The organism is Mycolicibacterium parafortuitum (genome assembly GCF_002086815.1).
Taxonomy (GTDB): domain Bacteria; phylum Actinomycetota; class Actinomycetes; order Mycobacteriales; family Mycobacteriaceae; genus Mycobacterium; species Mycobacterium parafortuitum.
Genome location: NZ_MVID01000013.1, coordinates 48,286 through 69,708 on the forward strand (window position 1 = coordinate 48,286; position 21,423 = coordinate 69,708).

General features: G+C 69.5%; 19 protein-coding genes. 10 read left to right on the forward strand and 9 right to left on the reverse strand.

Going from position 1 to position 21,423, the window contains the following annotated elements; all coding sequences use genetic code 11:
• The first annotated feature begins 11 nt into the window (after positions 1-11).
• Positions 12-1,127, forward strand: a complete 1,116-nt coding sequence (locus BST38_RS15460; RefSeq protein ID WP_083144290.1) for an adenylate/guanylate cyclase domain-containing protein — start codon at positions 12-14, stop codon at positions 1,125-1,127.
• Positions 1,128-1,210: 83 nt separating this feature from the next.
• On the opposite strand, the gene BST38_RS15465 is transcribed toward BST38_RS15460, so the two are convergent.
• The 3 genes from BST38_RS15465 to BST38_RS15470 are packed head-to-tail and all read right to left on the reverse strand — an operon-like array spanning position 1,211 to position 3,794.
• Positions 1,211-3,427 carry a heavy metal translocating P-type ATPase gene (locus tag BST38_RS15465; RefSeq protein ID WP_083144221.1) on the reverse strand — a complete coding sequence of 739 codons (2,217 nt, stop codon included), beginning with the start codon at positions 3,425-3,427 and terminating at the stop codon, positions 1,211-1,213.
• Positions 3,424-3,591, reverse strand: a complete 168-nt coding sequence (locus tag BST38_RS29370; RefSeq protein ID WP_165761598.1) for a hypothetical protein — start codon at positions 3,589-3,591, stop codon at positions 3,424-3,426. The genes BST38_RS15465 and BST38_RS29370 overlap by 4 nt, the downstream gene beginning before the upstream one ends.
• Positions 3,588-3,794, reverse strand: a complete 207-nt coding sequence (locus BST38_RS15470) for a heavy-metal-associated domain-containing protein (RefSeq protein WP_083144222.1) — start codon at positions 3,792-3,794, stop codon at positions 3,588-3,590. Before BST38_RS15470 ends, BST38_RS29370 begins: the two co-directional genes overlap by 4 nt.
• Before the next feature lie 84 nt (positions 3,795-3,878).
• Between BST38_RS15470 and BST38_RS15475 the strand changes: the two genes are divergently transcribed.
• Positions 3,879-4,514, forward strand: coding sequence for a DUF305 domain-containing protein (locus BST38_RS15475; protein ID WP_083144223.1), 636 nt, complete (start codon positions 3,879-3,881; stop codon positions 4,512-4,514).
• A 9-nt stretch (positions 4,515-4,523) separates the two neighbouring features.
• Positions 4,524-4,955, forward strand: a complete 432-nt coding sequence (gene dtd / locus BST38_RS15480; RefSeq protein ID WP_083144224.1) for a D-aminoacyl-tRNA deacylase — start codon at positions 4,524-4,526, stop codon at positions 4,953-4,955.
• 1 nt (position 4,956) lies between these two features.
• Here dtd and BST38_RS15485 read toward each other — a convergent pair whose 3' ends face one another.
• Complete coding sequence (locus BST38_RS15485) at positions 4,957-5,811, reverse strand: AIM24 family protein (RefSeq protein WP_083144225.1); 855 nt, start codon at positions 5,809-5,811, stop codon at positions 4,957-4,959.
• Between the two features lie 76 nt (positions 5,812-5,887).
• On the opposite strand from BST38_RS15485, the gene BST38_RS15490 reads away from it, so the two are divergent.
• Entirely contained in the window at positions 5,888-6,091 is a 204-nt protein-coding gene (locus BST38_RS15490) for a hypothetical protein (protein ID WP_083144226.1), read from the forward strand.
• Positions 6,092-6,155: 64 nt separating this feature from the next.
• Positions 6,156-6,722 (forward strand): ATP-binding transcription factor AbmR, encoded by a 567-nt coding sequence (gene abmR, locus BST38_RS15495; RefSeq protein ID WP_083144227.1) that lies wholly within the window; start codon positions 6,156-6,158, stop codon positions 6,720-6,722.
• Here abmR and BST38_RS15500 read toward each other — a convergent pair.
• Genes BST38_RS15500 through BST38_RS15510 form a run of 3 tightly spaced genes read right to left on the reverse strand, consistent with a single transcriptional unit; the run spans position 6,719 to position 12,581 of the window.
• Positions 6,719-8,887: a molybdopterin-containing oxidoreductase family protein gene (locus tag BST38_RS15500; protein ID WP_083144291.1), complete on the reverse strand. Its 2,169-nt coding sequence runs from the start codon at positions 8,885-8,887 to the stop codon at positions 6,719-6,721. The two genes, abmR and BST38_RS15500, sit on opposite strands and share 4 nt — an antisense overlap.
• A gap of 59 nt (positions 8,888-8,946) precedes the next feature.
• Entirely contained in the window at positions 8,947-10,851 is a 1,905-nt protein-coding gene (locus BST38_RS15505; RefSeq protein WP_083144228.1) for an ABC transporter ATP-binding protein, read from the reverse strand.
• The gene (locus tag BST38_RS15510) at positions 10,848-12,581 is read right to left on the reverse strand and encodes an ABC transporter ATP-binding protein (protein WP_083144292.1); all 1,734 of its coding nucleotides are present in this window, start codon (positions 12,579-12,581) and stop codon (positions 10,848-10,850) included. Before BST38_RS15510 ends, BST38_RS15505 begins: the two co-directional genes overlap by 4 nt.
• Before the next feature lie 116 nt (positions 12,582-12,697).
• On the opposite strand from BST38_RS15510, the gene BST38_RS15515 reads away from it, so the two are divergent.
• Both BST38_RS15515 and BST38_RS15520 read left to right on the forward strand, forming a co-directional pair.
• On the forward strand, positions 12,698-13,279 hold the full coding sequence (locus BST38_RS15515) for a DUF3558 domain-containing protein (protein ID WP_083144229.1): 582 nt from the start codon (positions 12,698-12,700) through the stop codon (positions 13,277-13,279).
• Positions 13,276-13,821: a DUF3558 domain-containing protein gene (locus tag BST38_RS15520; RefSeq protein WP_083144230.1), complete on the forward strand. Its 546-nt coding sequence runs from the start codon at positions 13,276-13,278 to the stop codon at positions 13,819-13,821. Before BST38_RS15515 ends, BST38_RS15520 begins: the two co-directional genes overlap by 4 nt.
• A gap of 230 nt (positions 13,822-14,051) precedes the next feature.
• Here the strand turns inward: BST38_RS15520 and BST38_RS15525 are convergent, their stop codons facing one another.
• Positions 14,052-14,570 (reverse strand): SixA phosphatase family protein, encoded by a 519-nt coding sequence (locus tag BST38_RS15525; RefSeq protein ID WP_083144231.1) that lies wholly within the window; start codon positions 14,568-14,570, stop codon positions 14,052-14,054.
• 101 nt (positions 14,571-14,671) lie between these two features.
• Here BST38_RS15525 and BST38_RS15530 point away from each other — a divergent pair, with 101 nt between their 5' ends.
• From BST38_RS15530 to BST38_RS15540, 3 genes are read left to right on the forward strand one after another with little or no spacing between them, the layout of a single operon-like run.
• Entirely contained in the window at positions 14,672-15,820 is a 1,149-nt protein-coding gene (locus BST38_RS15530) for a metallophosphoesterase family protein (protein WP_083144232.1), read from the forward strand.
• Positions 15,817-18,468 carry an AAA family ATPase gene (locus BST38_RS15535; protein ID WP_083144233.1) on the forward strand — a complete coding sequence of 884 codons (2,652 nt, stop codon included), beginning with the start codon at positions 15,817-15,819 and terminating at the stop codon, positions 18,466-18,468. The genes BST38_RS15530 and BST38_RS15535 overlap by 4 nt, the downstream gene beginning before the upstream one ends.
• A gap of 42 nt (positions 18,469-18,510) precedes the next feature.
• The gene (locus tag BST38_RS15540; protein WP_083144293.1) at positions 18,511-19,755 is read left to right on the forward strand and encodes an alpha/beta fold hydrolase; all 1,245 of its coding nucleotides are present in this window, start codon (positions 18,511-18,513) and stop codon (positions 19,753-19,755) included.
• Here BST38_RS15540 and BST38_RS15545 read toward each other — a convergent pair.
• Positions 19,745-21,421 carry an oligopeptide ABC transporter substrate-binding protein OppA gene (locus tag BST38_RS15545; RefSeq protein WP_083144234.1) on the reverse strand — a complete coding sequence of 559 codons (1,677 nt, stop codon included), beginning with the start codon at positions 21,419-21,421 and terminating at the stop codon, positions 19,745-19,747. The two genes, BST38_RS15540 and BST38_RS15545, sit on opposite strands and share 11 nt — an antisense overlap.
• Positions 21,422-21,423: the final 2 nt, after the last annotated feature.

The window sequence follows — 21,423 nt, forward strand, 5'->3', positions numbered from 1 at the left end:
ACGTTGGCCGGGTGGCCGAAGACTTCGATCTGGAGACCAGCGGATTGCTCGACGGGCTCGACGGTGCCGCCCGGGCCGAACGCGCCGAGTTGATCCGCTGGCTGCTCGAGCGCGGCGTCGGCGCCGACCAGATTCACGGCAGTCCGGCGCCGATGCTGTTGGCCTCGCGGCGGGTCATCGGGGACGACGGCGATTACGTGTCGGCGCGGCAGGCGGCCGCCACCGCAGGCGTCGAGCTGGAACTGTTCGAGCGGATTCAACGCGCGATGGGCTTGCCCCGGGTCGAGGACCCGGACGCCGAGGTGTTCCTGCGCGCTGATGCGGAGGCGGCGAAGTTCACCCGCGCGTTCCTCGACGTCGGGATCGCCCCGGACGAGCTGGTGCAGATCACCCGGCTGCTGGGGGACGGGCTGTCGAGAGCGGCCGAGGCGATGCGGCACGCCGCGCTTGCCGCGGTGATGAGGCCGGGCGCAACGGAATTGGAGATCGCACAGGCATCCGAGGAGTTGGTCGGGAACGTGGCGCCGCTGCTGGGCCCGATGATTCAGGAAGTTCTGCTGCTGCAGCTGCGGCACGCGATCGAGACCGAGGCCGTGAACGCGACCGAACGCGCCGAGGGGCAACACCTCCCCGGTGCGCGCCTGGTGACGATCGGGTTCGCCGATCTGGTCGGGTTCACCAGGCTGGGAGAGGCGTTGCCGCCGGAGGAGTTGGAACAGCTGGCGCAGAAGCTGGCCGATCTCACACGCGAGATCGCCGTGGCACCAGTGCGGTTCATCAAGACGATCGGTGACGAGGTGATGCTGGTCAGCCCGGAGCCGGCACCGCTGCTGGAGGCGATGCTGCGCCTGGTCGACGAGACCGAAGGCGACGACGACTTCCCACGGCTGCGTGCCGGGCTCGCGTCCGGGATGGCCGTGAGCAGGTCGGGGGACTGGTTCGGCAGCCCGGTGAACCTGGCCGCGAGGGTGACCGGTGCGGCGCGGCCGGGGACGGTGCTGGTGGCCGAATCGGCACGGGACGCGATCGGTGACGACGACCGCTTCAGCTGGTCGTTCGCCGGCGGCAAGCATCTGAAGGGAATCAAGTCGGAGGTGAAGACCTTCCGCGCGCGGTGGGCGAGCTGACCTTCCCCGCGAGCAGACGCAAACTCGCACGACACGCCGGGCGACACGCCGGAGTTTGCGTCTGCTCGCGGGGGGAGGGCAGTTCAGCGCGACGGGGTGAACGCGCGCAGCCGCAGGCTGTTGCTCACCACGAAAACCGAGCTGAAAGCCATTGCCGCGCCGGCGATCATCGGGTTCAGCAGCCCGGCGGCGGCCAACGGCAGCGCGGCCACGTTGTAGGCGAACGCCCAGAAGAGGTTGCCCTTGATGGTGCTCAAGGTCTTGCGGGACAACCGGATCGCGTCAGGCACGGCGCGCAGATCATTGCTGACCAACGTCAGGTCGCTGGCCTCGATCGCGACATCGGTGCCGCTGCCCATCGCCAGCCCGAGGTCGGCCTGGGCCAATGCGGCGGCGTCGTTGACCCCGTCGCCGACCATCGCCACGACCTTGCCCTGGCTCTGCAGCCGTTTGACGGTCTCCACCTTCTCCTGCGGCAACACTCCGGCGATCACTTCGTCGATGCCGACCTCGGCGGCCACCGTGCGCGCCACCGATTCGTTGTCCCCGGTGACCATGATCGGCGTCAGGTCGAGCTGCTTCAGCAGCGAAATAGCTTCCGCGGAAGACGGTTTCACAGCATCTGCCACCGCCAGGGCGCCGCGGGCCCGGCCGTCCCATCCGATGGCGACCACGGTTCGGCCGTCGGACTCCGCTCGGGCGACCGCGTCCGCCAGCTCGTCGGGCACCTCGAACGATCTGTCCGCCAGCAGCGCAACGCGCCCCATCAGCACTCGCCGGCCGTCGACCTCGCCTTCCACACCGAGGCCACGCAGATTCGAAAACGCGCCGACCGCAGGCAGATCTCCGAGCTTCTCCCGCGCTCCCGCCGTGATCGCCTCTGCGATCGGGTGTTCCGACGGGCTCTCGACGGCGCCGGCCAGCCGCAGTATCTCGTCGGGCTGCTCGCCCTCGACCGCGAGAACGTCCACCAGCGTCATATCCCCAGTGGTCACCGTGCCGGTCTTGTCGACGATCACGGTGTCCACCCGCCGCGTCGACTCCAGCACCTCAGGGCCCTTGATCAGGATTCCCAGCTGGGCGCCGCGTCCGGTACCGACCATCAACGCCGTCGGCGTCGCCAACCCGAGCGCACACGGGCACGCGATGATCAGCACCGCCACAGCCGCCGTGAACGCCGCCGCCAGCGATGCGCCGCTGCCGATCCAGAACCCCAGCGTCGCCACCGACAATGCGATCACGATCGGCACGAAGACCCCGGAGATCCGGTCGGCGAGCCGCTGCGCCTGCGCCTTGCCGTTCTGCGCGTCCTCCACCAGTCGCGCCATCTGCGCCAACTGGGTGTCCGCACCGACGCGCTCCGCGCGAACCACGAGCCGGCCGTCGGCGTTCACGGTCGCGCCGACCACCTGGTCGCCAGGCTTCACCTCGGCGGGCACCGACTCACCGGTGAGCATCGACGCATCGATCGCCGACGCCCCGTCGACGACGACACCGTCGGTGGCGATCTTCTCGCCCGGCCGGACCACGAACTCGTCGCCGACCCGCAGCTGATCGACCGGTATGCGGTGCTCCGACCCGTTCCGAAGGACCGTGACCTCTTTGGCGCCCAGCTCCAGCAGGGCCCGCAGTGCCGCACCGGCACGGCGCTTGGCCCGCGCCTCGAAGTATCGGCCGGCCAGGATGAAGGTCGTCACGCCGGCGGCCGCTTCGAGGTAGATGTTGCCGCTGCCGTCGGTGCGGGCGATCGTCAGCTCGAACGGGTGCGTCATCCCCGGAATGCCCGCGGTGCCCCAGAACAGCGCGTAGACCGACCAGCCGAACGCGGCCAGGGTGCCGACCGAGATCAACGTGTCCATGGTGGCGGTGCCGTGCCGCAGGTTCGTCCACGCAGCCTGGTGGAACGGCCACGCACCCCACACCACGACGGGGGCGGCCAGCGTCAGCGACAGCCACTGCCAGTAGGTGAACTGCAGCGCGGGTGCCATCGCCATCGCGATCACCGGCACCGACAGCGCCACACAGATCAGCAGGCGCTGCCGCAGGGTGGCCGTCGGGTCGACGGGCGCCTCCGGCGCCGCGTCCGCGGCGGGCGCAGGCACCGATGCCTGGTACCCGGCCGACTCCACGGCCGTCACCAACTGGTCGGCGGTGACGTCGTCACCGAACTCGACGCGGGCCTTCTCGGTCGCGAAGTTGACCGAGGCGGTCACGCCGTCGAGCTTGTTGAGCTTCTTCTCCACCCGCGCGGCGCACGACGCACACGTCATGCCGCCGATGGACAACTCGATGGTGTTCATCGGTGGCTCCCGTCCGGATGCTCACCGCTGACCGAGTGGGCGTCCGGCGCGACCACGTCGGGGCCGAACGCGTTGCCGACCCACGTCGCGGCCGCGAAGACCACGACGAGCGCGACGACGAAAGCGGCGATCCTGACGGGGGTGGGCATGGCGGATCCGGTCACCCGGCCAGGGTGTAGCCGGCCTCTTCGACGGCGGCGCGGATGGCGGCGTCGTCGACCGGGGTGTCGCTCGAGATCGTGACCGTACCCTGGGAGACGTCGACGTCGACCCCGACGACGCCAGGGACCTGGGTGAGCTCGGCGCGTACGGAATTCGCGCACCCGCTGCAGCTCATACCCTCGACGGTGATGGTGGTGGTGCTCATGACGCTCCTCTCCGCGACGCTTGCTAAGTCCTAGCATACCCCCCTAGGGTATCCATCGACACCCGCACTCGAAGGGAGCACGAAGTGTTGTCGAAACGCAGTCTGCTGGCCGGAACGGCCGCTGTGGGCGCCACCCTGGCGGTGGTGCTCTCCGGTTGCAGCGACGTCGGCACCGAATCGGCCGAGCACGACCACGGCAGCCACGAGCACGAGACGACGTCGGCGCCTGCCGACGGCGCTCAAAGCGCGCACAACGAGGCCGACGCGACCTTCGCCCGCGACATGATCCCCCACCACGAGCAGGCCATCGTGATGAGCGACATCATCCTGGTCAAACCCGATATCGATCCCCGGGTTACCGAGCTCGCCACCCAGATCAAGGATGCGCAGGGGCCGGAGATCGCGACCATGCAGGGCTGGCTCACCCAGTGGGGCGTGCAGACCCCGTCCGGGCATGCGGGTCACGGTGGCATGAGCGGTCACGCCGAGATGGGGATGATGACCGACCAGCAGCTCGAACAGCTGCGTCAGGCGCAGGGCGCCGACGCCGCCCGCCAGTTCCTCGAAGGCATGATCGTCCACCACGAGGGTGCGGTGCGGATGGCGCAGACCGAGGTCGACACCGGCCAGGCGGAGGAGGCCGTCCACCTCGCGCACGAGATCATCGAGACCCAGCAGCGCGAGATCGCCACGATGAAGGAGATCCTCGACTCGCTGTAGGTTCGCGACATGCGAATCCTCGTGCAACGCGTCACCTCCGCCGCCGTCACCGTGGCCGGGGACGTCGTCGGCAGGATCGAGCCGCAGACCCAGGGACTTCTCGCGCTGGTCGGCGTCACACACGACGACGATCCGGCCAAGGCCAAACGTCTCGCCGAAAAGCTCTGGGGGCTGCGGATTCTCGACGACGAGAAGTCGGCGAGTGATATCGGCGCGCCGATCCTGGTGATCAGTCAGTTCACCCTCTACGGCAACACCACCAAAGGCCGGCGGCCGACGTGGAACGCCGCGGCGCCGGGTCCGGTGGCTCAACCGCTCGTCGACGAGTTCGCCGACGCGCTGCGCTCGCTCGGCGCGACCGTGCAGACGGGGGTGTTCGGCGCCGACATGCAGGTCGAACTCGTCAACGACGGTCCGGTGACCGTGATGCTCGAGCTCTGAGCTACGGCGTCGGTGTGGCCGGGACGCCCTCCGAAGGCTGGACGATCACGAAACCGTTGCCGTAGAACGACACCTGCACGGCCTCGCCCGATCCGCGGCCGATCAGAGCGCCCGCTTTGAAGCTGGTCTTGAGTTGGGTCTGCAGGTCCGCCGACCAGGCCACCACGGCATTGGTGTCGGCGAACGTCGGCGCCTCGGCGGCGTCGAGAACCACCGGCGGGCCGTCGGTGGTCAGTGCCACCCATCCGGTACCGCGCAGCGTGGTGTTGAACAGCCCACCGGCGACCATGGTGGCGCCCCGGACACGCTCGATGTTCCAGTCCAGGCTCGACGAGAACGCCAGCACGTTCTTGCCGCTGATCGACAGTCCGGAGTTGTTCAGGTTGAGCAGGTGCACGTCGTAGGACCGCTCGGCCAGGAAGACGTCACCCTGCCCCTGGCAGCGCATCAGCGGCAGTCCTTCGCCGGTCAGCGCCTTCTTGAGGAACTTCGAGGCCCCACCGCCCTCGAAGGAGAAGTCGACGTTGCCCTGGTACGCCACCATCGAGCCCTGACGCGCCATGAACGGCTCGCCCAGGCGGACCCGGAGCATCTTCGTGTTCTGGTTGGCGATCGCCTTGGCTTCCTTCTCGCTGAACCGACCGTCGACGAGATCGCCGGTGATACCGGTGAATCCGTCGGCGCCGCCAGGAACCGGCTGCGCCTGCTGTTGCGGGGCGGCACCGCCACCCGGCGCTGCGCGGTGCACTTGGCCGCCCTGGGACACCTGGTCGGTCCACTGCTGTCCGTCATGCCATCGGTAGTCGAACCGCCCTTCGGGGTCCGGCTGCCAACTTCCCTGTCCGGGACCTGTCATCGCCGCCTCCTCTAGCGAAACTGCCGACATCACACTATGAGCCGACATCGCGTGGATCAGCTGGCATTCTGGCGGGATGGCCAAGGAAATCGACCGGCAGCGAGCCCGGGGTGCGCTCTCCGTCGTCAAGCAGCACCCCGGCATGGTGCTGTTCGCGGTGTCGCCCGCGTTGTTGGTGATCGCGCTGGTGTGGTGGTTGGTGAGCCCGGGATGGGCCGTCGTCCTGTTGATCGCCGGCCTGCTCGGTGGCGGCGCGGCGGTGCTGCTCAAGCGCACCTGACGAGGCGGTTCCGCCGGCAGCGAACGGCGCTCCACCTGCTGTGTAACGGTGTAATCATGTAAGCATGCGACATCATCCCCACGGTCGACGTGCCCACCGCTCCGGCGGTTGGCAGCAATCCGACCAACCCGACGCCACCGACGCCGCCGAATGGTTCGGCGGACGCCTACCCGACGACTGGTTCGACGGTGATCCCGAGGTCACCGTCGATCGCGAAGAGATCACCGTGATCGGACGACTTCCCGACCCGGAGGCCGCCGAGAGCGAAGCCCGCGCGTCCGGCCGGGCCGCCCGGTTCCGCGAGCAGACCCGCGCCGACCGGATGCGCATCGCCGACGAGGCCGAAGCCCGCTACGGCCGCAAGGTCGCCTGGGGCGTCGATATCGGAAGCGACGGCGCCGCGGAGCGGATCTTGTTCACCCACTTGGCGGTGCCGGTGATGACCCGGTTGCGTCAGCCCGAACGGCAGGTGCTCGACACCCTGGTCGACGCCGGGGTGGCGCGGTCGCGCTCCGATGCGCTCGCCTGGTCGGTGCGGCTGGTCGGCGAGCACGCCGACGAATGGCTCGGCAAGCTGCGCGACGCGATGCGCGAGGTCGACGAACTGCGGTCCGAAGGGCCGCAACTCTAGGGCGCGAGCCGCTCGACTGCCACGTAGGTCGAGCTCAACGCGGGGGTCTGCGACAGCGGATCGACCGGTCCGGCGTCGACCAGCAGGTTGCGGTTGACCCCGAACGCCTCCGGTGCCGATCCGCCGCGGGGGTCGAAAACCCTTGAGCCCCAGCCGTGGTCGATGATCACCATGCCCGGGCGGGGCTGGTCGGAGATCGATGCGGCCAACTCGACCGCGCCGACAGGGGAGTGCACCCTGACCCGGTCCCCGTCCCGGATGCCCAGTGACGACGCATCGTCGGGATGGATGACGGCCTCGCTGCCCTTGCCGGACGGGTGCAGGCCCTGGAGGTCGTTCAGCCACGAGTTCATCGAGTGTCGGTGACGGCGGTTCGCCAGCTGGAACGGGTACCCGGGCGGCGCCGCCGGTGCCGACTCGGCCAGCAGTTCCCTTGTGCGCTCGACAAATTCGGGCGGTGCGACGTGCACCCGCTTGTCGGGGGTGCGCAGTGCGTCGCGGAAGTGCCCGTATTCGCGTGGCCCCAGCACCCAGCCGTGCCGCCGGGACCGTACGTCACGCCAGGAGAGCCTGCGCCCGTTGAACTTCCGTCCGGTCGCCACCACCAGCCGGTCCACCCAGTGCGGGGTGAACTCGAGTCCGGGGCGGCCGGTGACCCGCGCCGCGGTCCGGGTGGCCTTGATGAACGAATTGAGTCCCTTCGCGCCGAAGAGCGGCCTGCCCATCGCGATGGCGAGGTCGACGAAGATCCGCCACTCCTGGCGCGCCTGCGGTGGCGGGTCGACGGCTTTGGCCCCGTAGTGCAGGTACGGTTCGTCGCGCATGTTGCTGGTGAACGACAGCAGGTCGTCGCGCTCCAGCCAGTGCACGGCGGGCAGCAGCCAGTGCGCATGCCGGTGGCTCTCGCGCTGGACGAAGTCGATGGCGACCAGCAGATCCAGTTGGGCCAGCGCCGCGTCGAGGCGTGCGCCGTCCGGACCGGACACCACCGGGTTGCCGCAGTTGATCACCATCGCCCGGATCTGGCCCGGTCCCGGCGTGCTGATCTCGTCGGGCAGCTCGGCCAGCGCATGCGCGCCGGCCACCATCTCGCGGCCCGACACCCGGTTGCGGTGCGGCGCCGCCTTCACCAGGCCCGCCATCCGGATCGCGTCGACGTAGCCCGGCTCGAACCGGCGACCGCCGGGCCGGTCCATCCGCCCCGTGATCACGTTGAGGACGTGGCCCAGCCACTCGCCGATCGTGCCGGTCAGATGCATCGACACCCCGGTGCGGGTGACCGCCATCGCGGACTTCGCGATCGCGAAATCCCGTGCCACCGACTCGATCTGGCTGCGCGCGAGGTCGCAGCGGCGCGCCAGGTCGTCGAGGTCCGCGTCGGCGGCCAGCGCCCGTAGCTCAGCCATTCCGTGCGCGAGGTCGGTGCAGTCCTGTATGTGCTCGAGGCCCTCGTCGAGGATCACCTTGACCATGCCGAGCAGCAGCGCCCAGTCCTGGCCCGGGCGTATCGCCAGATGAACGTCGGCCCGCTCGGCTGATTCGGTGCGGAGCGGGTCGATCACGACGATCGTCGCGCCGTCGGCCTGCCGGGCCAGTGCCCGACGCCACCCGCCGGGCACCGTCTCCAGCCAGTTCCACGCGCTCACCGCCGGATTGGTGCCGACGAGCAGGAAGTAGTCGCAGTGGTCGACGTCGGACACCGGTGCCATCAGGATCGACCCGTACATCGCCTGGGCGACCACGTGCATCGCGTTCTGGTCCACCGACCCGACCGCGTACCGGCTCTGGGTGCCGATCGCGTCGAGCCAGGCGTTCATGAAGATCACGTTCGACGACGAGAACCCGGCCGGATTGCCGTAGTACACCCCGACCGCGTCGGGACCGGCCGCGTCGATGGCGGCGTTCATCCGGGCCGCGATGTCCCTGATCGCCTCGTCCCAACTCGCCTCGACGTAGCGCTCGCCGACGCGACGCATCGGAGCCAGGATCCGGCGCGGGTGCTCGACCAGCCGTCCCGCGGTGCGGCCCTTGGCGCAGAAGTCCTGCCAGCTGTGCGGGTTCTGCTTGTCGGCGGAGATCTTGACCACCCGGTTGTCCGCGACCGTGACCTCGATGCCGCAGGCGGCCAAACAGTATCGGCAGAAAGTGTGCACGGTCTGCGTCATGCCGTCATGGTGCCCCGACCCCACCGCAGCCGTCCCCGAAACGGAATTGAGCGAAGCGATTACCTGTTGACCATCGTCCAATACTCGCCGCGACGGGCCAGCAGCTCGTCGTGGGTGCCGCGTTCCACGATCTTGCCCGCCTCCATCACCAGGATCACATCGGCGTCCCGGATCGTCGAAAGCCGGTGCGCGATGATGAAACTCGTGCGGTCCCGGCGCAGCGCACGCATCGCGTGCTGGATGAGCACCTCAGTGCGGGTGTCCACCGAGCTGGTCGCCTCGTCGAGGATCAGCAGCTGCGGCCGGGCCAGGATCGCGCGGGCGATCGTGATCAGCTGCTTCTCACCGGCGCTGATGTTGGTGCCGCCGTCGTGGATGCGGGTGTCGTAGCCGTCGGGCAGCGTGTGCACGAACCGGTCGACGTAGGCCGCGGTGGCCGCCTCGATCACGTCGTCGCGCGTGGCTTCGGGGCGGCCGTAGGCGATGTTGTCGTAGATGGTGCCCGCGAACAGCCAGGTGTCCTGCAGCACCATCCCGATCCGCGAGCGCAGTGATGCGCGGCTGACGGTGGTGATGTCGGTGCCGTCGAGCAGAATCCGACCCGAGTCGACGTCGTAGAACCGCATCAGCAGGTTCACCAGCGTGGTCTTGCCCGCGCCGGTGGGTCCGACGATCGCGACGGTCTGCCCCGGTTCGGCGACCAGCGACAGCTCCTCGATCACCGGAGTGTCGGCCCGGTAGCCGAACCACACCCGCTCGAATTCCACCCGGCCGCTGCGGCGGTCGGCGACAACCGGCATTGCAGGCGCCGGGTCGGCCGGCTCCTCGTCGGCGTCGAGCAGGTCGAACACCCGCTCGGCGCTGGCGATCCCGGACTGCATCGTGTTGTACATCCCCGCGATCTGGGTCAGCGGTTGGTTGAACTGCCGGACGTACTGGATGAACGCTTGGATTCCGCCGAGCGTGATCTGCCCGGTCGCGACCTGGATGCCGCCGATGACGGCGACCGCGACGTAGCTGAGGTTGCCGATGAAGATCGTCGCGGGGGAGACCAGCCCGGACAGGAACTGGGCGCCGAAACTCGCGTGGTACACGTCGTCGTTGAGGGCGCGGAACTCGTCCTCGGCGCGGGCGCGGTGGCCGAAGGTCTTGACGACGGTGAACCCGCTGTAGGTCTCCTCGATGTGGGCGTTGAGCCTGCCGGTGTTGGTCCACTGCGCGACGAACAGCTTGCGGGACCGCCGTGCGATCGAGCGGGTCACCCACAGCGACAACGGAACCGTCACCACGGTCAGCAGCGTCAGCATCGGTGAGATCGTCAACATCATCACCAGCACCGCGATCACCGTCAGCACGGAGGTGAGCAGCTGGGTGATCGACATCGTCAATGACTGCTGCAGGTTGTCCACGTCGTTGGTGACCCGGCTGAGCACCTCGCCGCGTTGCCGGGAGTCGAAGTAGCGCAACGGCAACCGGTGCACCTTGTTCTCCACGTCGGCGCGCAGCCCGACCATGGTGCGCTGGACCACGACGTTGAGTAGCCGCGCCTGCAACCAGACCATCAGCGCGGCAACCAGATACAGTGCGAGCGCGAGTGTCAGCGTGCGCGCGACCGCGCCGAAGTCGACACCCTGGCCGGGGACGACGTCCATGCCCGACAGCAGATCCGCGTAGGTGGTGTCGCCGCGGGCGCGGGCGGCCTCGACCGCCTGCTCCTTGGTCATGCCGGCCGGCAGGCCACGGCCGATCACCCCGTTGAACAGCAGATCGGTGGCATGCCCGAGGATGCGGGGACCGACGACGCCGATCGCGATGCCGCCGACCCCGAGCAACATCACCGCGACAGTCATCCCGCGTTGCGGCATCAGCTGTTTCAGCAGCCGGAGGGCCGAGGCCTTGAAGTCGCGGGAGCGTTCCTGCGGAGGTTCGGCCATCCGGATCCCGCGCCCGAGCGGCCCGCTCATCGGTCTCCCGCCGTCACCGACTGCGAGTCGGAGAACTCGCGGTACGCGTCGCAGGTCTGCATCAGCTGTTCGTGGGTGCCGGCGCCGACCACACGGCCGTCGTCGAGCACCACGATCTGATCGGCGCCGGCGACGGTGGAGATCCGCTGCGACACGATCAGCACCGTCGCCCCGGCGGAGGCCTCCCGGATGCGCTCCCGCACGCGCGCGTCGGTGTGTACGTCGAGCGCGGAGAACGAGTCGTCGAACAGGTAGATCGCCGGCCGGCGGATCACCGCGCGCGCTATCGCCAGCCGTTGCCGCTGTCCGCCGGAGAAGTTCATCCCGCCCTGCGCCACCCGCATCCCGAGGCCGTCGGGATGGCCGGCGACGAACTCGTCGGCGCAGGCCACCCGCAGCGCCTCCCACATCTCGTCGTCCGTCGCATCGGCCTTGCCGTACCTCAGGTTGTCGGCGATGGTGCCGGCGAACAGGTAACCGCGCTGCGGCACCAGCCCCAGCGCGGCCCACAGGACCTCGATGTCGAGATCGCGCACGTCGACGCCGTCGACGCTGACCGCTCCGCCCGTCACGTCGTAGAGCCGGCACACCAGCGCCACCAGCGTCGACTTACCCGAGCCGGTGGAGCCGACCACCGCGGTCGTCGTCCCCGGCCGTACCGTGAACGAAACCTGCTGGAGCACAGCGCGCTCCGCACCGGCGTAGCTGAACGTCGCGTCGTCGAACCGGATTTCGCCGCGCAGCGCCGAGGGTGCCGACGCGCTGGGGGAGTTCGCGATCGCCGGGCTGGTGTCCAGCACCTCGGTGATCCGCTCCGCGCACACCGACGCGCGCGGAATGATCACCAGGATGAACGTCGCCATCAGCACCGCGACCAGGATCTGCATGAAGTACGACAGGAACGCGATCAGCGAGCCGACCTGCATCTGGCCCGCGTCGATGCGCATGCCGCCGAACCAGATCAGCGCCACGCTGGAGATGTTGATCACCAACGTGGTGACCGGCAGCATCAATGCCTGCCAGCGTCCGGCCTCGATCGCGCTGTCGGCCAGCGCGGTGTTGGCTTCGGCGAACCGGTTGCGCTCGAACGGTTCCCGGGCGAACGCCCGCACCACCCGCAGGCCGGTCAGCTGCTCGCGCATCACCCTGTTGATCGCGTCGATCTGACGCTGGACCCGCCGGAAGATCGGCAGCAGCCGCGTCACGATCCCGTAGTTCGCCAGGGCTAGCACCGGCACGCTGACCACCAACAGCCACGACAGCCCGGCGTCCTGGTGGATCGCCATGAAGATGCCGCCGACGCACATGATCGGGGCGGTGACCAGCATCGTGGCGGTCAATTGCACCAGCAGCTGGATCTGCTGCACGTCGTTCGTGGTCCGGGTCAGCAGCGACGGTGCGCCGAAGCGGGCCGTCTCCTCGGCCGAGAACCCGGTGACGTGGTGGAACATCGTCGAGCGCATGTCGCGGCCGACTCCCATGCTGGCCCGCGACCCGAAGTACACCGCCCCGACCGCGCACACCACCTGGAGCGCCGTGACCGCGAGCATGACCGCGCCCAGTTCCACGATGCGGCGCACGTCGCCGCGCGCGACACCGTCGTCGATGATCGCGGCGTTGACGGTCGGCAGGTACAGCGTGGCCAGCGTGCTGACGACCTGCAGCCCGGCCACCGTTGCCAGCAGTGGTCGGTAAGGCCGGGTGAATCGTCGCAGCAGCTCCCAGAGCATCCCGTTACTGTCGCACACCGCCGCCGGTCCGACGGCGCGGCGTTTGCACCTGAGAATCACATAAATGAGCAGGTCAGTCGGCATGTCGGTGGTTGACCCGGAGGGGTGCCGCTACAGTGCATGGCGTGACTGGAAGCTACCGCGGATTTCGTCGGCCGGTGAAGGCCCTGGCCGTCGTCGCTGTGGCCGTGATTCCGGTGCTCGCGGCGTGTTCGGATTCAGAGCCGCAGGGCCCGGCCGTGCCATCGACCGAGGCGCCGCAGGAGAACGTTTCGCACGGTCCGTTCTTCCCGCAGTGCGGCGGAATCAGCGACGAGGAAGTCGGCGCGGTCACCGAGATCCCCGGGCTCGTCAACACCGCGAAGACCTCCGTCGGCTGCCAATGGCTGTCCGGCGGTTCCATCCTCGGTCCGCACATCTCGTTCTCCTGGTTCCGCGGCAGCCCGATCGGGCGCGAACGCAAGACCATGGAGCTGTCGCGCACCAGCGTCGAGGATCTCAACATCGAGGGCCACGACGGCTTCATCGGCATCAATGAGGACCCGGATCCGAAGATCGGCGTCAACCTCTGCGAGATCGGCATCCAGTTCGACGACGACTTCATCGAGTGGTCGGTCAGCTACGCCCAGCCGCCGTTTCCGGACGCCTGCGAAGTGGCCAAGGAACTCACCCGCCAGTCGATTGTGAATTCGAAATGACCCGACGTCTGTTCAAAGCTGTGGCCGCCGCGGCCGCCGGCCTGGTCGTGCTGACCGGCTGCACACAGACCGTCGAAGGCACCGCGGCGAAGTCCGGCACCGGCACCGTGCCGCGCAACGACAACTCCGAGCGCAAGTACCCGAACCTGCTCAAAGAGTGCGAGGTTCTGACCGAGGACATCCTCGCCGAGACGGTCGGCGCCGACCCGCTGGACATCCAGAGCACGTTCGTCGGTGCGATCTGCCGCTGGCAGGCCGCCAACCCGGCCGGGCTGGTCGACATCACCCGGTTCTGGTTCGAGACGGGCAGCCTGGACAACGAGCGTGACGTCGCCCAGCAGCTGGAATACCAGATCGAGGAGCGCAACGTCGCCGGTATCCAGTCAATTGTCATGCGGCCCAACGATCCCAACGGCGCGTGCGGGGTCGCCAGCGACGCCGCGGGTGTGGTGGGCTGGTGGGTCAACCCGCAGACACCCGGGATGGATGCCTGCGGAATGGCGATCAAGCTGATGGAGCTGACGCTGGCCACCCGCGCCTGACGCCCAGCGCTCAGGCCGAACTGCGCGCTCAGCGCGCTCAGGCCGAATTGCGCGCTCAGCGCTCAGGCCGAATTGCGCGCTCAGCGCTCAGGCCGAATTGCGCGCTCAGCGCTCAGGCCGAATTGCGCGCTCAGCGCTCAGGCCGAATTGCGCGCTCAGCGCTCAGGCCGAATTGCGCGCTCAGCGCTCAGGCCGAACTGCGCGCTCAGCGCTCAGGCCGAACTGCGCGCTCAGCGCGCGGTATGAAACTCCGTGAGCTCCGCCCCCCGCAACGCCCACCGATCCCACGGCGCGCTCGAGCGCAGCGCCGCGATCGACGACGTCGGATACTTCTGCGAGATCTGCGCCGCCGCAGCGCTGTTGCTGGATTCCTCGTCGGCCAGCCCCAGCGCGACCGACGACATCACCGGTTCGTGGCCGATCACCAGCAGCGTCGAGACCTCGTCGTCGAAGCGTGCCTGCACACCGTTGATCTCCTCGATGAGGATGCCCGCGGTCGCGTCGTAGAGCCGGTCGACGAACTGCACCGGCGCGGTGATGCCGGTCCGTTCGAGCGTCTGGCGCGTCCTGGTCGCGGTCGAACACAGCACCGCGTCCACCCCGCCGAACGTCGCCCGGATCCACTCGCCGGCCAGCGCCCCCTCCCGGATGCCCCGCGACGACAGCGGCCGGTCGTGGTCGACCACGCCGTCCGGGTAGTCGGACTTCGCGTGGCGCAGCAGGAGCAGGGTGCGGTGTGGCTCGCTCATCCATTAAAGGTAGGCCATGCCGGTGCGCGTCCACAGACTTGTCGGCGGGCGGCCCTACAGTAGCTGTGCCTGACGGAAACCACGGGAAAGGACGGGCTGAGATGCGTTTTCTCCATACCGCTGACTGGCAGCTCGGAATGACCCGGCACTACCTCAACGGGGATGCGCAGCCACGGTATTCGGCGGCGCGCCGGGGTGCGGTCGCGGCGCTCGGCTCGCTGGCCGACGAGGTCGGGGCCGACTTCGTGGTCGTCGCCGGCGACGTGTTCGAGCACAACCAGCTGGCCCCGCGTGAGGTCAGCACCGCGCTGGAGGCGATGCGCGCGATCAAGGTCCCGGTGTACCTGCTGCCGGGTAACCACGACCCGCTGGACGCGTCGTCGGTGTACACCAGCGCGCTGTTCACCTCCGAGCGGCCCGACAACGTCGTGGTGCTCGACACCCCGGGCGTGTACGAGGTCCGGCCCGGGCTGGAGTTGGTCGCCGCACCGTGGTTCTCGAAAGCGCCGACCACCGACCTGGTGGCCGCGGCGCTCGACGGCATCGAGGCCGACGGCACCACCCGCGTCCTTGTCGGGCACGGTGCGGTGGACATCCTCGTCCCCGACAAGGACCGTCCGTCGCTGATCGCCCTGGAAGCGGTCGAGTCGGCGATCACGCGCGGCGCGATCCACTATGTGGCGTTGGGGGACAAGCACTCCCGCATGGACGTCGGGTCGACCGGGCGCATCTGGTATTCCGGATCCCCCGAGGTCACCAACTACGACGACATCGAACCCGACCCCGGGCAGGTGCTGGTCGTCGACGTCGACGAGACCGACCCCGCCCGGCCGGTGCGGGTCGACGCCCGCCGCGTGGGTGCCTGGCGGTTCATGTCGCTGCGCTACACGGTCGACAACAGCCGCGACGTCGCCGACCTCGACATCAACCTCGACCAGATGCCGGACAAAGAGCGCACCGTGATCCGTCTCGGGCTGACCGGGACGCTGACGGTCACCGACCGCGCGGCGCTGGATGCGTGCGTGGACCGCTACGCGCGGCTGTTCGCCGCGCTGGTGCCGTGGGACAAGCAGACCGACATCGCGGTGATGCCCGCCGACGGGGAGTTCGACGACCTCGGGATCGGCGGGTTCGCCGCCGCGGCGGTCGAGGAGCTGGTGAGTGCCGCGCGCTCCACCGGCGACGACGCCGACGACGCCCGCGCCGCGCTGGCGCTGCTGTTGCGACTCACCGAAGGGGGCGCAGCGTGAAACTGCACCGGCTGGTCCTGACCAACTACCGCGGAATCACCCACCGCGACATCGAGTTTCCCGAACACGGTGTCGTCGTCGTCAGCGGCGCCAACGAGGTCGGCAAGTCCTCGATGGTCGAAGCGCTCGACCTGCTGCTGGAGTCCAAGGATCGCTCGACCAAGAAAGACGTCAAGCAGGTCAAGCCCACCCACGCCGACGTCGGGGCCGAGGTCACCGCCGAGATCTCGGCCGGCCCCTACCGGTTCGTCTACCGCAAGCGGTTCCACAAGAAGCCCGAGACGGAGCTGACGGTGCTCGCCCCGAAGCGCGAACAGCTCACCGGTGACGAAGCCCATGAGCGGGTGCGGGCGATGCTCGCCGAGACGGTCGACCTCGACCTGTGGCAGGCGCAGCGGGTGTTGCAATCGGCACCGATGACGGCCGCCGACCTGTCCGGCTGCGATGCGCTGTCGCGCGCGCTGGACGTGGCCGCCGGCGATGCCGCCGACGACCCGGCCCCCGGCGGTGCTGTCGACACGCTGCTGATCGACCGCATCGAGGAGGAGTTTCGGCGCTACTTCACCGCGACCGGCAGGCCCACCGGAGAGTGGTCGGCCGCGACCGCCCGGCTGCGTGACGCCGAGCAGCAGGTCGCGCAGTGCGCGGCGGCGATGGCCGAGGTCGACGATGCGGTGCGCAGGCACGCGGTTCTCACCACCGATATCGCCCGCATCGCCGGCGAGAGCTCCGCTGCGGCAACACAACTGGCAACGGCGACGCGGGCCGCCGAGGATGTCGCGAAGCTGCGCGCGGACCTGGACCAGGCCACACTGCGCGCCCAGGCCGCCGATACCGCGCACACGGCGTCGCAGACCGCGCTGACCGAACGCAGGCGCAGCCGCGCCGAGATCGACGAGCGCAACGCTGCGATCACCCGGCTGCAGGCCGAATCCGCCGCCGCCGCTGACGATCTCGAGACCGCCGCCGAGGTGAAGATCGCCGCCGACGAGGCTGCCGAGGCCGCCCGGGAAGCGCTGACGGCCAGCCAGCAGCGTGCCGACACCGCCCGCGCCGCCGTGCAACGCCTGGCCGACCGCGAGGAGGCCGACCGGCTGGCCGCCCGCCTCGCCGCCATCGAGCGGCACCAGCGCGAACTGGACGCCCTCAGCGCTGAACTCGCCACGATGACGCTGACCGACAAGCTGATGGCCGCGATCGAGCAGGCCGCGGCCATCGTGGACCGGGCCGCTGCGGCCGTCGAAAACGCTTCGGCGCACGTCGAACTGGTGGCGACGACCGACCTGGAGGTCACCGTCGGCGACACCACCGTGACGCTGGACGCCGGCGGACGGTGGGAAGCCGGGATCTCGGCCGCGACCGGTGTCGACGTCGCGGGGGTGCTGTCGCTGCGCATCACACCGGCGGCGTCGGCGGCGGCCACCCAGGAGAAGCTCGACCTCGTGACCGCCACGCTGGCCGAGGCGCTGCAGCAGGCCGGTGTCGACGACCTGGTCGCGGCGCGGACGCTCGACCTGCGCCGCCAGGAACTGCGGGCCGCGTGCCAGCAGGTGCGGGCGGTCCTGGAGGCGCTGACCGTCGACGATTCCGCCGACGACCTGCGGACCCGGCTGGCCGCCGTCCAGCAGCGGCTGCCGGCCGAGGACGGGCTGTTCGACGCCGACCCGGCCGCGCTCGAGCCCGCCGCCCAGCGGCTGGAACTCCTTGAGGCGACCGCGGCGCATCAGGAGGCCATCCGCGACTGCGAGACACACCGCAAGGTCGCCGAACAGGCCGGACGGCTGCTCGCCGAACGGGAACTCAACGCCGCCAGGCTCGCCCAGAAGCTACAGTCCGCGCAGCAGGAACTGGCCGCGATCACCGAGCGGCTCGCCGAGCAGCGTGCGCTGCTCGCAGACGACCAGCTGGCGCTCAAGGCCGAGACCGACGCCGAGGCAGCCGCGAAAGCCCGCGCCACGGTCGTCCAGCTGTCCGAGGAGCTGGCCCGGCACCAGCCGGAGGCGGTCGCGGCCGCGCTCGCCGACGCCGAACGATCCGTCGCGGTGGTCACGGCACGGCGCGAGGAGGCGGCCGAAGCGCTGCGCGAGGTGGCCGCCCAGCTGAAGGTGTTCGGCACCGAGGGACGTAAGGGCAGGCTCGACGCCGCCGAGACCGAGCGCGAACACGCCCAGGCCGAGTTCATCCGGGTACAGCGGCGCGCCCGCGCCGCACAGCTGCTCCGATCGGTGATGGGCAGGCACCGCGACGCGATGCGGCAGCGCTACGTCGACCCGTTCCGCGGCGAGGTGGAACGGTTGGGCCGCATCGTGTTCGGGGAATCGTTCGAGGTCGACGTGGACAGCGCGCTGCGCATCGAGCACCGCACGCTGGGCGGACGCACCGTGCCGTACGAGTCACTGTCCGGCGGGGCCAAAGAGCAGCTCGGCATCGTGGCCAGGCTGGCCGGTGCGGCGCTGGTCGCCAAGGAGGACAGCGTGCCCGTGGTGATCGACGATGCGCTGGGCTTCACCGATGCCGGCCGGCTGACCAAGATGGCCGAGGTGTTCGACGCGGTGGCCGGCGACGGCCAGGTGATCATCCTGACCTGCAGCCCGCAGCGCTACGCCGACGTACGCAGCGCGCACCACATCGAACTGGTCGCGGGCTGACCTCGGCGGCGTGTGCGGCGCCGGCGGGGCACAATGAGCGCGATGACGATGAATGCCAGGCGTCGCCGCGTGCACGCCAAGCTCGCGGCACTGCCGGGGGTGCGGCCGGTCCGCAGGCCGGTGCGTCCCGGCGGGGACGACGCGTTCGACGTCTACTACGTGCGCACAGGCCGCAAATCGGCTCATCCGCTGGTCGTCGTCCCGGGCGGGCCCGGCGCGGCGTCGATCGCGCTGTACCGGACGTTCCGCAGACATGCCGCGCTCGCCGGTCTCGACGTCATCATGGTCGAACACCGCGGTGTCGGGCTGTCCCGCCACGACGACTCCGGCGCCGACCTGCCCCCGGACGCGCTGACGGTTGACGCCGTCGTCGACGACGTCGCCGCGGTGCTCGACGACGCCGGGGTCGAGCGCGCCGACGTGTACGGCGCGTCCTACGGCTCCTACCTGGCCGCCGGGATCGGTGTGCGGCACCCGGGCCGGGTGCGGTCGATGGTGCTCGACTCGCCGCTGCTGTCGGCCGACGACATCGTCGATGTGCGTGCCCAGGTTCGGCGGGTGCTGTGGGACGGCGCCGCGGGACCGGGAGTCGCGGCCAAGGTCCGGCAACTGGTGGCCCGCGGCGGCCTGACCTCCGAAGGACTGCTGCTGACGATCGGCCTGTACGAACTCGCCGGCCCCGAGACGCTGCGCCGTCAGCTGGACCTGCTGCTCGCCGGCCGCGACCGGCTCTGGAAGCTCGCCGAGACCGTCACCAAGTTCGTGACCGAGCGCAGGACCGCGTTCCACCACGAGCCGGACCTGGTGGAACGGATCGCCTTCCGCGAGTTGAACTACGGCGCGGTGCCCGACGGTGAGCCGCTGGACCCTGCCGTCGCGCTGCGTGGAATGGCCACCGGCGACGTCGAATTCGTCGCCGAACCCTACGATCTTCCGTCGGCGATGCCGGGCTTCAGCTGGCCGACGGCGGTGATCTCCGGCGGCCGTGACCTCACCACGCCGCCGGCCGTCGCCCGCCGCGTCGCCGAGCTGATCCCGGACGCGGTGCTCGTCGAACTGCCCACCGCGGGCCACAGCATCCTCGACATCCGTGAGCATGCGGCGCTGGAGATCTGCAAGGCCGTCAGCGCCGGGCGCATCTCCGAACTGCCCTCCCGCGGCGGTGAATTGGACACCATGCCGGCCAACCTCTCGATGCGGCTGCTGGTCGGTGCGATCGCAGTGGCCGCCCGGGTGGAATCGGCGGTGCCCGGCGCGGCCCCGAAAACGGAGTGCCCTACTTCATGAAGCCGATCGCCGAGAAGTTCAGGTCACCGATCCCGGACGGCCCGTAGTTGGCGAGATTGCTGCGCACGGCGACGTTGCCGGGTGCCTGGAACAGCGGAAGGCTGTGACCGATCGCCCAGATCATCTTGTCCAGTTCGTTGGCCAGGGTGCGCGCCTTGGCCGCGTCCAGCTCAGAGAGCGTCTGTTCGATCTTCGCGTCGATCTCCGGGCTGCCGATCTTGCCGTAGTTGCTCTCACCGCCTGAGGCGTACGTCTGGTTCAGGCTGCCCAGCGGGAAAGCGTCGCCGCCCCAGGCGAATTGCGCGATATCGAAGTTGCCCGGCGTGATGAAGTCACTGAACAACCTGCCGCCGGCGGCGGGTACCAGCTCCAGGTTGACCCCGATCTGCGCGAGCTGGTTCTGCGCGATCTGGGCCACGCTGCGGGTGCTCGCACCGTCGTAGAACACGTCACGGAGGGTGAGCCGCTTGCCGTCCTTCTCCCGGAACTGGCCGTTGAGTTTCCAGCCCAACTCGTCGAGTTCGGTCTTGGCGGCCTCGGGGTCGAACCCGATGCTGTTGTCCTGGTAGCCCTCCTGGCCGGCCAGGTAGATATGGTTGTTCAGCGCCGCGGGGGCGTCGGTGAGGCCACGCTGGGTGACCGCCGCGATCGCCTGCCGGTCGAGGCCCTTGCTGATCGCGGTCCGCAGCGCGGGATCGGCCAGCGGCGCACCCTCGCTGCCGTTGAACGTGAGGTGGTACCAGTTCGGGGCGGGGGCGCGGCGGATCGAGACGCCGTTGGCCCGCCGGGCGCGCTCCAGATCGTCGAGTGTCGCCAGCCCCACGGAGTCCAGCGCGTTGTTCTCCAGCGCCGGGATCAGCGCGGCGTCGTCGAGCACGGTGTAGGTCATCGAATCCAGCAGCGGCGGGGTTCCCCACCATTTCGGGTTGCGGGTCAACACGATTCGCTGGGCACCGCGGTCGATGGCGGTGATCTCGAACGGTCCGGCCGACGGGCCGGGGCCGTTCAGGAACCCCTTGTTGAACGCATCGGGGTCCTGCGTCATCTCCTTCGGGAACAGCATGCCGTTACCGGCGAACATGCCGCGCCAGTCGGCGTAGTGACTGGCGAAGGTGAGCACGGCCTGGCGGTCGTCGACACCCTTGGTGACCGACGCGACGCGCTCGCTGCCGTTGGGGGCGGCGAACAGGAACCGCTCGTCCTTGCCGCTGGTCGCGTTGATCTGCGCGGCCAGGTCCTCCCACGTGACGGGCCTGCCGTTGTTCCAGACGGCCTTCGGGTTGATCGTGTACGTGACGACCTGGGGGTCGGCGCTGGTCAGCTCCACACTGGTGAAGTAGTCGGTGTTGACGGTCATCTCGCCGTCGGGCTTGATGAAGAACGCGCGCGGAAGCGTCGGCCGGTACATGCGGCCGACCTCGCCCAGGTTGCCGTCGATGTGCAGATTGTTGAAGTTGGTCGGGAACCCGGTCAGCGCCAGCCTCAGCGTTCCGCCCTGCTGCAGCGTCGCGGGGTCCTGCGGGTTGATGTCGGCCGTCGCGCCGAGTTCGGAGCTGCCGCCGGCCGACGGCGGCGCCTGCTCAGCGCTGGAGCATCCGGAGAGCACCAGCGCGGCCACCGTTCCTCCCGCGAGCAGCCGCACCAACGCACTCTTCAAGACCGTCATGC